Origin of the sequence: Xanthomonas chitinilytica (assembly GCF_026107455.2) — a bacterium.
In the GTDB taxonomy this organism is placed as follows: domain Bacteria; phylum Pseudomonadota; class Gammaproteobacteria; order Xanthomonadales; family Xanthomonadaceae; genus Stenotrophomonas; species Stenotrophomonas chitinilytica.
Genome location: NZ_JAPCHY010000001.1, coordinates 276270 through 290166 on the forward strand (window position 1 = coordinate 276270; position 13897 = coordinate 290166).

General features: G+C 68.0%; 13 protein-coding genes. 8 read left to right on the forward strand and 5 right to left on the reverse strand.

All coding sequences use genetic code 11. The features are described 5' to 3' along the window. Positions 1–151 precede the first annotated feature (151 nt). The 4 genes from OK345_RS01240 to OK345_RS01255 form a co-directional block, all read right to left on the reverse strand. Positions 152–895: a cytochrome c1 gene (locus tag OK345_RS01240; RefSeq protein WP_265126077.1), complete on the reverse strand. Its 744-nt coding sequence runs from the start codon at positions 893–895 to the stop codon at positions 152–154. Further along, on the reverse strand, positions 888–2150 hold the full coding sequence (locus tag OK345_RS01245) for a cytochrome b (RefSeq protein ID WP_265126078.1): 1263 nt from the start codon (positions 2148–2150) through the stop codon (positions 888–890). Before OK345_RS01245 ends, OK345_RS01240 begins: the two co-directional genes overlap by 8 nt. Before the next feature lie 3 nt (positions 2151–2153). Further along, a complete protein-coding gene (gene petA, locus OK345_RS01250; protein WP_265126079.1) occupies positions 2154–2777 on the reverse strand; it encodes a ubiquinol-cytochrome c reductase iron-sulfur subunit in 624 nt (207 codons plus the stop codon). 159 nt (positions 2778–2936) lie between these two features. After that, positions 2937–3842 (reverse strand): lytic transglycosylase domain-containing protein, encoded by a 906-nt coding sequence (locus OK345_RS01255; RefSeq protein WP_265126080.1) that lies wholly within the window; start codon positions 3840–3842, stop codon positions 2937–2939. A gap of 179 nt (positions 3843–4021) precedes the next feature. On the opposite strand from OK345_RS01255, the gene miaB reads away from it, so the two are divergent. The 8 genes from miaB to OK345_RS01295 all read left to right on the forward strand — a co-directional run bounded on the left by miaB (position 4022) and on the right by OK345_RS01295 (position 12425). Then, a complete protein-coding gene (gene miaB / locus OK345_RS01260; protein ID WP_425510933.1) occupies positions 4022–5506 on the forward strand; it encodes a tRNA (N6-isopentenyl adenosine(37)-C2)-methylthiotransferase MiaB in 1485 nt (494 codons plus the stop codon). 256 nt (positions 5507–5762) lie between these two features. Then, a complete protein-coding gene (locus OK345_RS01265; protein WP_265126082.1) occupies positions 5763–6698 on the forward strand; it encodes a DKNYY domain-containing protein in 936 nt (311 codons plus the stop codon). Between the two features lie 397 nt (positions 6699–7095). Continuing rightward, positions 7096–8082, forward strand: a complete 987-nt coding sequence (locus tag OK345_RS01270; protein WP_265126083.1) for a PhoH family protein — start codon at positions 7096–7098, stop codon at positions 8080–8082. Beyond that, positions 8079–8564 carry an rRNA maturation RNase YbeY gene (gene ybeY, locus OK345_RS01275; protein WP_265126084.1) on the forward strand — a complete coding sequence of 162 codons (486 nt, stop codon included), beginning with the start codon at positions 8079–8081 and terminating at the stop codon, positions 8562–8564. Before OK345_RS01270 ends, ybeY begins: the two co-directional genes overlap by 4 nt. Further along, on the forward strand, positions 8564–9166 hold the full coding sequence (locus OK345_RS01280; protein WP_265126085.1) for a hypothetical protein: 603 nt from the start codon (positions 8564–8566) through the stop codon (positions 9164–9166). The genes ybeY and OK345_RS01280 overlap by 1 nt, the downstream gene beginning before the upstream one ends. Positions 9167–9238: 72 nt before the next feature. Beyond that, positions 9239–10117: a CorC family transporter gene (locus OK345_RS01285; protein ID WP_265126086.1), complete on the forward strand. Its 879-nt coding sequence runs from the start codon at positions 9239–9241 to the stop codon at positions 10115–10117. 11 nt (positions 10118–10128) lie between these two features. Beyond that, on the forward strand, positions 10129–11331 hold the full coding sequence (locus OK345_RS01290) for a lipoprotein N-acyltransferase Lnb domain-containing protein (protein ID WP_265154830.1): 1203 nt from the start codon (positions 10129–10131) through the stop codon (positions 11329–11331). A gap of 83 nt (positions 11332–11414) precedes the next feature. After that, on the forward strand, positions 11415–12425 hold the full coding sequence (locus tag OK345_RS01295; protein WP_265126087.1) for a magnesium and cobalt transport protein CorA: 1011 nt from the start codon (positions 11415–11417) through the stop codon (positions 12423–12425). Positions 12426–12526: 101 nt separating this feature from the next. On the opposite strand, the gene OK345_RS01300 is transcribed toward OK345_RS01295, so the two are convergent. Then, positions 12527–13891: an NAD-dependent succinate-semialdehyde dehydrogenase gene (locus OK345_RS01300; protein WP_265126088.1), complete on the reverse strand. Its 1365-nt coding sequence runs from the start codon at positions 13889–13891 to the stop codon at positions 12527–12529. Positions 13892–13897: the final 6 nt, after the last annotated feature.

The window sequence follows — 13897 nt, forward strand, 5'->3', positions numbered from 1 at the left end:
GAATCCGCCGGCCGCATCGGCGCCGCCGGCCCATTGCCGACGGTCGCCACGGTCCCCGAGTGTGCAATCCGGCGCCAGGAATGCCAATAGCAAAACCGGATTTTCGCGCAGCTGCCTGCCGGCACCGCCACCCGGAGAGGTCGGCACCGGATCAGTGCACGTCCTTCCAGCACTCCTTCTTCACCAGGTAGGCCAGGAACGTCAGCAGGGCCAGGAACAGGATCACCCACACGCCCAGCTTCTGCCGCTTCAACGCCGCCGGCTCGCCGGCATACTCGAGGAAGTTGGCGATGTCGCGCACCGTCTGGTCGTATTCCGCCGCGCTCTGCCTGCCCGGCGCCTCGATCTTCAGGGCGACCACCGGACGCTCGCCGGTATCCTTGTCCGGCTCGCCGAAGACCGCGTGCTGCAACCCCTGCTGCTCCCACAACGGGTTGGGCATCGAGGCATTGGGAAACAGCTTGTTGTTCCAGCCCAGCGGCCGGGTTTCGTCCAGATAGAACGACTTGAGGTAGGTATAGACCCAGTCGGTGCCGCGCACGCGGGTGATCAGGGTCAGGTCCGGCGGCATCTTGCCGAACCATTTCTCCGCCGGCTCGTGCGGCATCGATACCTGGATGTGCTCGCCAATGGCCGCACCGGTGAAATTGAGGTTGTCCATCACCTCTTCCTCGGTCAGCCCCAGGTCCTCGGCCATGCGCGAATAACGCAGGTACTTGAGCGAATGGCAGCCGGAGCAGTAGTTCATGTACGCCTGCGCGCCGCGCTGCAGGGAAGCGCGGTCGCCCAGGTCGTTGCCCGCCTGCAGCAGGCTGCCTCCGCCGGCGGCCGAGGCGGCAGCGGAAAACACCAGGGCGGCCGCACAGGCCAGCCGGACAATCCACTTGTCAGTCATGCGTCGTCACCCGTTCCGGTACCGGCTTGACCTTGTCCAGCTTGGTCCAAATCGGCATGGTGATGAAGAAGGCGAAATACAGGAAGGTCAGTACGCGGCCGACCCAGGTTTCCCAGATCGCGGTGCCCGGGCCGGAGCCGATGACGCCCAGCCACACGAAGCACACCACCAGCACGCCCAGCATGACCCTGGAGATCCAGCCGCGGTAGCGGATCGACCTGACCTTGGCCTTGTCCAGCCACGGCACCAGGAACAGGATGGCGATGGCCGAGAACATCACGATCACGCCGCCCAGCTTGTCCGGCACCACCCGCAACATCGCGTAGTACGGCGTGTAGTACCACACAGGCTTGATGTGCTCGGGGGTGACCAGCCGGTTGGCTTCGGTGAAGTTGTCGTGTTCCAGGAACAGCCCACCGAAACCCGGGGCGAAGAAGATGATGAAGGCGGCGATGATCAGCAGGAAGCCGGCGCCCACCATGTCCTTGACCGTGTAGTACGGGTGGAACGGGATGCCGTCGGTCGGCGCGGTCGGCGACCAGCGGTTGCCCCTCGGCCCCTTCTTGATCTCCACGCCGTCGGGATTGCTGGAGCCGACCTCGTGCAGCGCCCCCAGGTGCAGCACCACCAGCAGCAGCAGCACCAGCGGCAGCGCGATCACGTGCAGCGCGAAGAAGCGGTTGAGGGTGGCGTCGCCGGGCAGGTAGTCGCCCATGATCCACTCGGTCAGGCCCTGCCCGATCACGGGGATGGCGCCGAACAGCGAGATGATGACCTTCGCGCCCCAGAACGACATCTGCCCCCACGGCAGCACGTAGCCCATGAAGGCCTCGGCCATCAGCACCAGGTAGATCAGCATGCCGAGGATCCAGACCAGCTCGCGCGGCTTCTGGTAGCTGCCGTACATCAGCCCGCGGAACATGTGCAGGTAGACGACGATGAAGAACAGCGACGCGCCGGTGCTGTGCATGTAGCGGATCAGCCAGCCCCACTCCACGTCGCGCATGATGTACTCGACCGACGCGAACGCCTCCGCCGCGCTGGTCTTGTAGTGCATCGTCAGGAAGATGCCGGTCACGATCTGGTTGACCAGGATCAGCAGGGCCAGCGAGCCGAAGTAGTACCAGAGGTTGAAGTTCTTCGGCGCGTAGTACTCGCTGACGTGCTTGCGGTACACCGGCATCAGCCCCGGCGCCCGCTCGTGGACCCAGTTCGCGACACCGCCCGCGGCGCGGGCAAGGATGTTGTTGGCCATGGCTTACGCTGCCCCCTGCGGATCGACGCCGATGACGATGGTGTTGTCGTCCTGGTAGTGGTGCGGCGGCACCAGCAGGTTGATCGGCGCCGGCACGTCCTGGAACACGCGCCCGGACATGTCGAAGCGCGACTTGTGGCAGGGGCAGAAGTAGCCGCCCTTCCACTGCGGGTCGTAGGGCTCGGGACGGATCTCGGCCACCATTTCCGGCGCGCATCCCAGGTGCGTGCACAGCCCGACCAGGACCGATATCTCCGGCTTGATCGAGCGGAACTCGGGGTTGCCCTGGAGCACGTACTCCGGCTGCTGCTCTTTCTGCTTGCTGGAGTCGGGATCCTTGAGCCGCCCGTCCAGCGTCGGCAGCGCGTCGAGCAGCGCCTTGGATCGCTTGACGATCCAGATCGGCTGCCCACGCCACTCCAGCACCAGGCGCTGACCTTCCTGCAATGCACTGATGTCGGCGATCACCGGCGCGCCGGCCAGTTTGGCACGCGCACTGGGATTCCAGGACTTGATGAAAGGAACTGCCGCGAACCCCACGCCGACCGCTCCCACCACTGCCGTGGTGGTCGTGAGAAATCGTCGACGTCCGGTATTGACTGGATCGTTTACCCCATCGTTGGCCATCCGGCACTCCGATATTGATTAGGTAGCTTGAGGCTGCCAGCGGACAGGTGGGGGCCAGTCCGCTTTTGAATCGTCCGCGAGTGTAGCGGAAGCCTTAACGGCCGCACAATGCGGTTCGTCCCAGGATGCCGCATCGTCCGTGGCGGCGGGTGCAAGCGGTTACTGCGCCGACGCCAGCGCGCCGCGGTAGCGGTCGGCCAGCAGCGCCACCCGCTGCACGTAGTACTGGGTCTCGCGGTACGGCGGCACCCCGCCATGCCGGTCCACCGCCCCCTCGCCGGCGTTGTAGCCGGCCGCCGCCAGGGTCAGGTTGCCGTTGAAGCGCTTCAGCAGCCACGACAGGTACTGCACGCCGCCGCGGATGTTCTGGCTCGCATCGTAGGAATCGGTGACGCCGAAGCGGCGGGCGGTGGGCGGCATCAGCTGCATCAGGCCCTGCGCGCCGGCGCGGCTGAGTGCGGTCGGATTGAAGGCCGACTCGGCATGGATCACCGCGCGCACCACCGCTTCCTCGACCCCGAATTCGCGCGCGGCCGCGGCGATCTCGTTCTGGTAGGCCGTGGTGTTGAGCCGCACCGAGCCGAAGTTGACCCCCGGATTGGCGCCGCAGGCATAGCAGCGCTCGATGAAGCTGTAGCGGATGGTGCGGACCTCGCCCAGGCTGGCCACCTGCTGCGGCCGGGCGCTGGTGTAGTGGCGCACGCCATCCTTCATGTAGGAGTAGACCTGCCCGGTGACCACGCGCTGCGCCTTCGGCGTGGCCGGGGCCGGGCTCGGGGTGGGCGCCAGTGTGGTGGAGGCCGCCGATGCCGCGGTCGGGGCCGCCGATGCGTTCGGGGCGACCGCCTCGGCTTTCGCGGCTGCCGGGGCTGCCGCCGGCCGCGCCGGTCGACCGCGCCCGGGGGTATAGCTGCTGACCACGCTGCAGCTGGCGCCGCTGACCCGCTTGCTGACGTAGCTGGGAATGCCGTCGCCGCCGACGCACTTGTACAGCGTACCGGCGCTGGCCGGCGCAGCCGACAGCGTGGCGATCAACAGCCCCCAAATCCCCAGCATCCCCTTCATGGCGGCGAGTGTCCCAACTTCGCCGGCCGTTGCCAAGTGTCTGATGCGAAAGGCCGAATATCGGGAGGTCCAGCCCCGTCCGCGACCGCGGCCACCGCAGGGCCGCCGGGGCCCTTACAATGTGCGGTTCACCGCAGCCCTCCGGCTGCCTGCCCGCCCACCCGTCTGGAATAAGCGCCATGCCCGGGACGCCAGCTTCTCCCCTGCCGACCACGGCCGGCTCCGCCGCGCCTGCCATCGAAATGACCTCCCCCGAACTGATTCCCCTGCCCGGCAGCAAGCCGCAGGTCGCCGGCGCCGTGCGCGGCAAGCTCTACATCAAGACCCACGGTTGCCAGATGAACGAGTACGACTCGGCCAAGATGGCCGACGTGCTGGCCGCCAGCGAGGGACTGGAGCTGACCGACAACCCGGAGGAAGCCGACGTGGTGCTGGTCAACACCTGCTCGATCCGCGAGAAGGCGCAGGAGAAGGTGTTCAGCCAGCTCGGCCGCTGGAAGGCGCTGAAGGGCAATGGTCGCGACGTCATCATCGGCGTCGGCGGCTGCGTGGCCTCGCAGGAAGGCGAAGCCATCGTCAAGCGCGCGCCCTACGTGGACCTGGTGTTCGGCCCGCAGACCCTGCACCGCCTGCCCGAGCTGATCCGCGCCCGCCGCGAACAGAACAAGCCGCAGGTGGACATCAGCTTCCCCGAGATCGAGAAGTTCGACCGCCTGCCCGAGCCGCGCGCAGAGGGCCCGTCGGCGTTCGTCTCGATCATGGAAGGCTGCTCCAAATACTGCTCGTTCTGCGTGGTGCCCTACACCCGCGGCACCGAGGTCAGCCGCCCGTTCGAGGACGTGCTGGTCGAGTGCGCGCAACTGGCCGCACAGGGCGTGCGCGAGATCAACCTGCTCGGCCAGAACGTCAACGCCTACCGCGGCCCCTATGGCGACGGCGCGTGCGAGGGCCTTGGCGCGAGCGAAGACGTGCAATATGCCGACCTGGGCCTGCTGATCCGCGCCATCGCCGAGATCGATGGCATCGGCCGCATCCGCTTCACCACCTCGCACCCGCTGGAGTTCAGCGATTCGCTGGTGGACGCCTACCGCGACGTGCCGCAGCTGGCCAACTACCTGCACCTGCCGGTGCAGGCCGGCAGCGACCGCGTGCTGTCGGCGATGAAGCGCGGCTACACCGCGCTGGAATTCAAGTCCAAGATCCGCAAGCTGCGCGCGGTGCGCCCGGACATCTCGATCAGCTCGGACTTCATCGTCGGCTTCCCCGGCGAGACCGAGGCCGACTTCGAGAAGACCATGAAGCTGATCGAGGACGTCGGTTTCGACCAGAGCTTCTCCTTCATCTATTCGCGCCGCCCCGGCACCCCCGCCGCGGACCTGGAAGACACCACCAGCGACGAAGAGAAGCATGCCCGGCTGTCGCGCCTGCAGGCGCACATCAACGAATACGCCGCCGGCATCTCGCGACGGATGGTCGGCAGCGTGCAGACCGTGCTGGTGGAAGGCCCATCCAGAAAGGATCCGAACGAGCTGACCGGCAAGACCGAGAACATGCGTTCGGTGAACTTCCCCGGCCACCCGCGGCTGATCGGCCGGTTCGTCGACGTGGTGATCACCGAGGCGCTGAGCAACTCGCTGCGCGGGCGGGTGGCGACGCCGGATTGAAGTACCCGGCCCGCCTCGCGCGGGCCGGTCATTTTTTCGCCACACACACGAAAGCCCCGCCGGCGTTGGGGCGCATGCGGTTATCCACAGCTTCATCCAGCCTGCATCCACATCCGCTGTGGAGAACCCTGCCATTGGCTTGGCCGCGCCGGGAGGGCGTGCCGTCTCGCGCCATCGTTCGACCGGCGGACTGTCCTCCGCAACGACGGGACCTGCACTGCCCCTGCAGGTGCATGCAACCGGACAGGATGATTGAATGGATCCGGCAGCCATTCCGAAGGAGCGGAAACAGATGCGTCACGTTTTTCTCAAGGCACTACTGGGCGCCATCGTGTTCACCGCCATCGCCGGCTGCGCCAAGTACGAAGTGGAAGGGGACAAGGTCTATTTCACGCCGTTTGGCAGAAAGACGCCGCGCAGGGAAATCGTCGATGCGGATGCACCCACATTCAAGGCCCTGAGTCGGAAGTTCGCCAAAGACCGGCATCGCGCCTACTTTCACGACAAGCCCATCCAGGGCGCAGACCCTGCCAGCTTCCGCGTCCTGAAATACGACTATTCCAGGGACGCTGTGCAGGTCTATCTGGGGGTTCACCCCGTGGAGGGTGCCCACCCGGGATCGTTCAAGATCATCACCCACGATATCGCACGCGACCGTCGCAGCGTTTACCTCGGCAATTCAGCACATGTGGTCTGCCACCCCTCGTCATTGCGCAGCGAAGGCTCCTTCATGATCGACAATCGCTGCGTCTACGACCGCCGCTTGAACCTGGCGCAGGGCCTGCACCGCCCCAGCTTCAGGACCGTTGCATACGATGTAGGGCGAGACAGGAGCCGGGCCTACACGATGCGCCCTGTCAACGCAGAGGTTGCGCAGATATATGCGATGCGAACCGTCGACGACATCTGCGATGCCGCTTCGCTGAAATCCATCCAAGGATGGCTGCTGGACGACGAATGCGTGCATGACCACCACCTCAACCGACGACCCGAAGTCCATCGCCCCACTTTCAGGGTGATCGACCGTTACCATGCGAAGGACCACGCCGCTGTCCACCGCCACTCCGGCTCCATTGCCGGAGCAGATCCGCAAACGATCCACATTCCGCGCGATGCCTGCCACCAGTGCATCCGCGACGACAACCGCTGCTATCGGGACGGGCGGCAGGTCTCGTGCGAGACTTGGGATTGAAGCCATGTCTCGTGTGGCCTGATCGCTGGGACCTGCCCCTGAGCTGGCACACGTTCCACCCCACGCTGAGATGCGTGCGCCCGCATCGCCTGCAATACCGACGACCTGCCTGCGGTGGAAGGGGCGCGGGACACTCCCGCGAGCAAGTGCACCTTCGTCGCCCCTGCAGGAGAACAAACACGCATTCAGGGCCAGAGCAGTTCCACGCCGGGGCATGGCGGCTCCTGATCTCGATGCCTGGTCACCGGCATTGCGGTAGCCGCTTCCATGCGGCATTCGGCCGCACCCTTCCTGCCCTCGCGGGGGACCGCTGGCTGTTCCAGGAGCACCGCGCTACCCTTTCCCTCCCCCATTGCCCGCGCGCCGTCGCGCCATCGCGGCGACGCCCTCCATGCCGATGACTGCATCCGTGCAACACGACTTCACCCTCGATCCCGCCGACAACGAGCGCCTGGCCAACCTGGCCGGCCCGTTCGACGAGCACCTGCGCCAGATCGAACTGAAGCTGGGCGTGGAGATCGCCAACCGCGGCCACGTGTTCCGCGTGACCGGCCCGAAGAAGGCCGCCGCCGAAGCGGAGAAGCTGATCCAGTCGCTGTATGCGGAAGCCGGCGACACCGTGTTCGACAGCCACGCCATCCACCTGCGGCTGAACCAGGCCAACCTCGAACAGGTGGCCGAGCGCGCCTACGAGGCGCAGGAAGTGGCGATCAAGGTCAAGCGCGGCACCGTGCGCGGACGCGGCGCCAACCAGTCCAAGTACCTGCACCAGATCGCCACCCACGACATCAACTTCGGCATCGGCCCGGCCGGCACCGGCAAGACCTTCCTGGCCGTGGCCAGCGCGGTCGAGGCGCTGAATGAATCGCGGGTGCAGCGGCTGATCCTGGTGCGCCCGGCGGTGGAGGCCGGCGAGAAGCTCGGTTTCCTGCCCGGCGACCTGACCCAGAAGGTCGATCCCTACCTGCGCCCGCTGTATGACGCCCTGTACGAGATGCTGGGCGTGGAGAAGGTGGTCAAGCTGCTGGAGAAGAACGTCATCGAGATCGCGCCGCTGGCCTACATGCGCGGCCGCACCCTCAACGACGCCTACGTGATCCTGGACGAAGCGCAGAACACCACCATCGAGCAGATGAAGATGTTCCTGACCCGGCTGGGCTTCGGCTCCACCGCCGTGGTCACCGGCGACCTGACCCAGATCGACCTGCCCAAGCACGTCAAGTCCGGCCTGCGCGACGCGGTGGACGTGCTGCGCGACGTCGACGGCGTCAGCTTCACCTTCTTCGAATCGCGCGACGTGGTCCGCCACCCGCTGGTGGCGCGCATCGTCAGCGCCTACGACCGCCGCGACCTGCACCGCCTGCAACCCGGAGCGACCCCATGACCCGTGGTCCCGTGCGGCTCGACGTCGCCGTCAACTACGCCCTGCCCCGCGCCGGCATTCCCGCCGCCGTCAGTTTCCGGCGCTGGGTGGCCGCCGCCCTGGACGGACGCATCCGCGAGGCCGACCTGGCGATACGCATCGTCGATGCCAAGGAAGGGCGTTCGCTCAACCGCCATTACCGCGGCAAGGACTACGCCACCAACGTGCTGAGCTTCCCGGCGGAGATACCCGAAGGCCTGCCCAAGGGCGTGAAGTTCCCGCTGCTCGGCGATCTGGTGATCTGCGCCCCGGTGGTCGCGCGCGAGGCCGCCGAACAGGGCAAGCCGCTCGCCGCGCACTACGCGCACCTGACCGTGCATGGCGTGCTGCACCTGCTCGGCTGGGACCACGAGGACGAGAGGGAGGCCGAGGCGATGGAGCAGCTGGAACGCGAGATCCTGGCCGAACTGGGCATCGGCGACCCGTACGCCGGAGAGCGCTGATGCGTGCCGCCGTCATCCTGCCGCTGCTGTGCCTGCCGGGCACGCCCGCCGCACTGGCGTCGGAACCCGCCGCTGCCGTACCGGACCTGCCGGCACTGATCGAATGCCGCCAGGGCGTCAGCGACTTCGCGCAGCTGGCGCCGATCGTCGCCGACCCGCTCAAGGCGGTGGCGCTGGGCTGGCAGCCGCTGCCGCAGACCAACCTGTTCATGGCCGAGTACCGTCTGAATACGCCGGTCACGGTGTTCGGCCACGACAGCGACCACATCGCCATGGCCGGCGCCACCATCGTCGCCCTGCTGGACCTGCCCGACCCGCGGCCGCTGGCCCGCGAGCTGGAGCTGGAGGAAGGGGTCGATACCCCGGACAAGGTCATGTACGGGCGCGAACTGGTCAGCCGCGACGTGATCGACGCCAAGACCGGCGAAGCGCTGATCGAATCGGTGATCCTCAGCGTCTCCAACGTCAAGTCGCATCCCGGCAAGACCCTGGCCGGCTGCACCTACAGCCTGGACCTGCCCGCCGAGGACGATCCGCCCGCCGATCCGGAAGAAGGCGAACCGGCCGCCGTGCCGACGACGACGACCGCGCCGGCCGGCTGATGCCGGCACCGGCGGACATCCTGCTAGACTTGCCGGCATCGCCCGGTCCGCCGGGCGCCGTTTCCCCACGAGATGTCAGAAGACGACAGTAGTACCCTCCCGGAGCCTGCGGAAAAGAAACGCAGCTGGCTCGAGCGCCTGACCGCGGCCTTCTCCGGCGAACCCCATACCCGCGACGAGCTGGTCGCCGTGCTGCACACGGCCCAGCAGGACGGGCTGATCGCCGCCGATACCCTGCGCATGATGGAAGGCGCGATCTCGGTGGCCGACCTCACCGTCGGCGACGTGATGGTCTCGCGCTCGCAGATGGTCTCGTTGCCGGCCGAAGGCCGCTTCCTCGACCTGATGAAGCAGGTGGTCGAATCCGGCCATTCGCGCTTCCCGGTGCATGGCGAGAACAAGGACGAAGTGCTGGGCATCCTGCTGGCCAAGGACCTGCTGCGTGGCGTGGTCGCCGACAACGGCCCGGGCAACGTGCGCGAACTGCTGCGGCCGGCGGTGCTGATTCCCGAGTCCAAGAAGCTCAACGTGCTGCTCAAGGAGTTCCGGCTCTCGCGCAACCACATGGCCATCGTGGTCGACGAATACGGCGGCGTCGCCGGGCTGGTCACCATCGAGGACGTGCTGGAGCAGATCGTCGGCGAGATCGACGACGAGCACGACGAGGCCGAGGACCACACCGCGCAGATCGCGATCCAGGCCGACGGCCAGTACGTGGTGGACGCGCTGACCGCGATCGGCGATTTCAACGAGCGCTTCGGCGCCGACTTCCCCGACGACGACTACGACACCATCGGCGGGCTGGTCACCGAGGCCATCGGCCACCTGCCGGAGACCGGCGACGAGCTGACCCTGGACCGCTTCGTGTTCCGCGTGGCGCGGGCCGACGCGCGGCGCGTGCAGGCCTTCCACGTCACCGTGTTGGCGCCCGACGCGCAGGCCGAAGATTGACCGGCATCGCGTTGCCACGATCGCTGCTGACGGCCTGCACGGCGTTGCTGGCGTTGCTGCTGTCCTTCGCCTGCGCGGCGCAGGCCCCGGCGGCCGACGCCGGTGCCGGCGTGCCCGCACCGCGTATCGGCGTGGTGACGATGCAGCCGGGCGAGATCTTCTTCGAACGCTTCGGCCATGACGCCATCGTCGTGGCCGACCCGTACGGCGGCGCGATTTCCTACAACTTCGGCTACTTCGACCCGGGCGAGGAGGATTTCGTCGGCCGCTTCGTGCAGGGCGAGATGATGTACTACCTGGTGGCGCTGCCGCTGGAGCAGGACCTCGCCCAGTACCGCGACAGCGGCCGCGGCGCCAGCCTCCAATGGCTGGACCTGCGGCCGGAACAGGCGCGTGCGCTGGCCGACTCGCTGGCCGAGCGCGCCCGCCCGGAAAACGCCCGCTACCGCTACGACTACTTCACCGCCAACTGCGCCACGATGGTGCGCGACGCCATCGACCAGGCCATGGGCGGCGCGCTGCACTCGCAGCTGTCCGGCCGCTCGCGCGGCAACACCTACCGCAGCGAATCGGTGCGGCTGGCCTCGCCGGCGACGTGGATGTGGCTGGGCTTCGACCTGGGCCTGGGACCGTATGCCGACCAGCCGCTGTCGCGCTGGCAGGAAGCGTTCGTGCCGATGCGCCTGGCCGACAGCCTGCGCCAGGCACGCAACAGCGACGGCCGGCCACTGGTGCAGGCCGAGCAGGAACTGCTGCCGCACCGCATCGCACCCGAGCCGCCGGAAAAAATCCGCCGCTGGTGGCCCTGGCTGCTGTGCGGGTTGGCGCTGGCCGCGGCCGTCTTCACCGCACGCCGGCGGCCGCGCCTGCTCGCCGGCTGCGCCCTGCCGTTCTGGCTGCTGTGCGGTGCCGGCGGCCTGCTGCTCGCCTACCTGTGGGGCTTCACCACCCACCAGGCGGCCTGGGCCAACCGCAACCTGCTGCTGCTGAACCCGCTGTGCCTGGCCCTGCTGCCCGGCGCCTGGACGCTGCTGCGCGGGCGCCGGCCCGGCCGCTGGTTCGGCGCCCTGCTGTGGCTGGTGGCGGCCATGGCCAGTGGCACGCTGATGATCCACTGGCTTTCGTTCCAGCCGCAGTTCAACGTGCAATGGATCGTGCTGCTGTTGCCGCTGCACCTGGCCCTGGCACTGTCCCTGGGACGTCGCCTTTCGTAGGCGCTGCACGCAGCGGGCCGGCCTTCCTCCGCCGGCAATCCGAACACTTGCCGCGCACGCTGCATCCAGCGCAGGATGCCCCAATGGATGCCAACGCCACGCCCGCCAATCCCGCCTGCGTCGTCAATTGCGCCTGGTACGACGCCCAGGGCCGCCGCCACGACCTGTCGCTGGAACAACTGAGCGACAAGCTGGCCGAGGATGCGCCGGGGTTCGCCTGGGTCGGGTTGTACGAGCCGTCCGACGCGATCCTGGCCCTGTTGCAGGAAGAACTGGGCCTGCATGCGCTGGCGGTGGAGGACGCACGCAACGCGCACCAGCGCCCCAAGGTGGAAGCCTACGGCGACACCCTGTTCCTGGCGCTGCATACCGCGCAGATGGTCGATGGCCACATCCGCTACGGCGAGACCCACGCCTTCCTCGGCACGCGCTTCCTGATGACCGTGCGCCACGGCGCCTCGTTGTCCTATGCGGCGGCACGCAGCCGCATGGAACGCGAGCCGGAGCTGCTGCGGCTGGGGCCGGCGATGGCGCTGTACGCGGTGCTCGACTTCATCGTCGACAACTACCTGCCGATCGTCGACGAGCACCGCGACAGCCTGCATGCGCTGGAACGCGACATCTTCTCCGACACCTACCGCCGCGCCGTCGTCGTGCGCCTGTACGACCTCAAGCGCGACCTGACCTACATGCGGGTGGCGGTCTCGCCGCTGCAGGACGTGCTGGCCCAGCTGATGCGCAGCCAGGTCGCGCAGGGCCAGCTGATCCGCGAAGAAGTGCGGCTCTACCTGCGCGACGTGCACGACCACGTGCTGCGCATCAACGATGCCATCGACACCCTGCGCGACATGCTCGGCACCGCGCTCAGCGTGAACCTGTCGCTGGTCACCCTGGCCCAGGGCGAGACGGTCAAGCGCCTGGGCGCCTGGGCGGCGCTGCTGGCCGCTCCCACCCTGATCACCAGCTGGTACGGCATGAATTTCCAGAACATGCCGGAGCTGCAGCAGCCCTGGGCCTATCCGGCCGTGATCGTCGGCGTCGGCGCGATCTGCATCGGCCTGTACCGCCTGTTCAAGCGCGCGAAGTGGCTGTAGGAACGGCGTGAATCGCGGCAGGCTGTCCCGGGGAAGCTTCATCGCGGCCAATGGCCCGAGGCCACGCAGCGCCGCCCCTGCAACGAGCGGCAAGCGCCATCCTACGCCACGTAGACCGTCTTGATGTTGGTGAACTCGTGGATGCCGTGCTCGGCCAGTTCGCGGCCGAAACCGGAACGCTTGCTGCCGCCGAACGGCAGGCGCACGTCGCTGCGGACGATGGCGTTGACGAAGGCCGCGCCGCACTGCAGCTGCTGCGCCAGCCGCTCGCCGCGCTGCGGGTCGCCGGTCCACACGCTGCCGCCCAGGCCGAACGTGGTGTCGTTGGCCACGCGTATCGCCTCGGCCTCGTCGGCCACGCGGATGACCGCCGCCACCGGCCCGAACAGTTCCTCCTCGTAGGCCGGCATGCCCGGCCCCACCCGGTCCAGGATCGAGGCCGGATAGGCGGCATGCGAGTCCGCCACCGGCTCGCCGCCGAGCAGCACCTCCGCCCCCTTGGCGACGCTGGCCCGCACCTGCTTGTGCAGTTCGTCGCGCAGGTCGGCGCGCGCCATCGGCGCCAGCGTGGTGGCGTCCTGCTGCGGATCGCCGGGCACGCGCTGGCGCGCCGCCTCGACGAACCGCCGCACGAACGCGTCGGCCACCGCCTCGACCACGATGAAGCGCTTGGCGGCGATGCAGGTCTGCCCGGCATTGTCGAAGCGCGACTTCACCGCCGCGGCCACCGTCGCCTCCAGGTCGGCATCCTCCAGCACCACGAAGGCGTCGCTGCCGCCCAGTTCCATCACGCACTTCTTGAGCTGGTCGCCGGCGTTGGCGGCGATGGAACGCCCGGCGCGCTCGCTGCCGGTCAGCGTCACCGCCTTGACCCTGCGGTCGCGCAGCACCCCGGCGGCCTGGTCGTTGTCGATGTGCAGCACGTCGAACACGCCCTGCGGCACGCCGGCCGCGCGCACCACGTCGCCGATCAGGTCGGCGCAGCGCGGCACGTTGCTGGCGTGCTTGAGCAGCGCCACGTTGCCGGCCATCAGCGTCGGCGCCAGGAAGCGGAACACCTGCCACACCGGGAAGTTCCACGGCATCACCGCCAGCACGCAGCCGATCGGCTCGTAGCGCACGTAGCTGCGCCGCGCCTCGGTCCGGATCTGCTGCGGCTGCAGGTAGCCGGCGGCATGTTCGGCGTAGTAGTCGCAGGCGTCGGCGCACTTGTCGACCTCGGCCAGCGCCTCGCGCCGCAGCTTGCCCATCTCGGCGGTCATGGTCCGCTGGAACTCCTCGCGACGCTGCCGCAGGCCCTCGCCCACCTTGCGCAGCAGCGCGCCACGCTCGTCCAACGCGCGTGCGGCCCAGTCCGGAAACGCCGCCGCCGCGGCGGCCAGGCGCTGTTCGACGGCGCCCGCGTCCATCAGCTGCACGCGGTATTCGGACTTGCCCGTGGCCGGGTTGACGGTTTCGACGATCATGGCTGG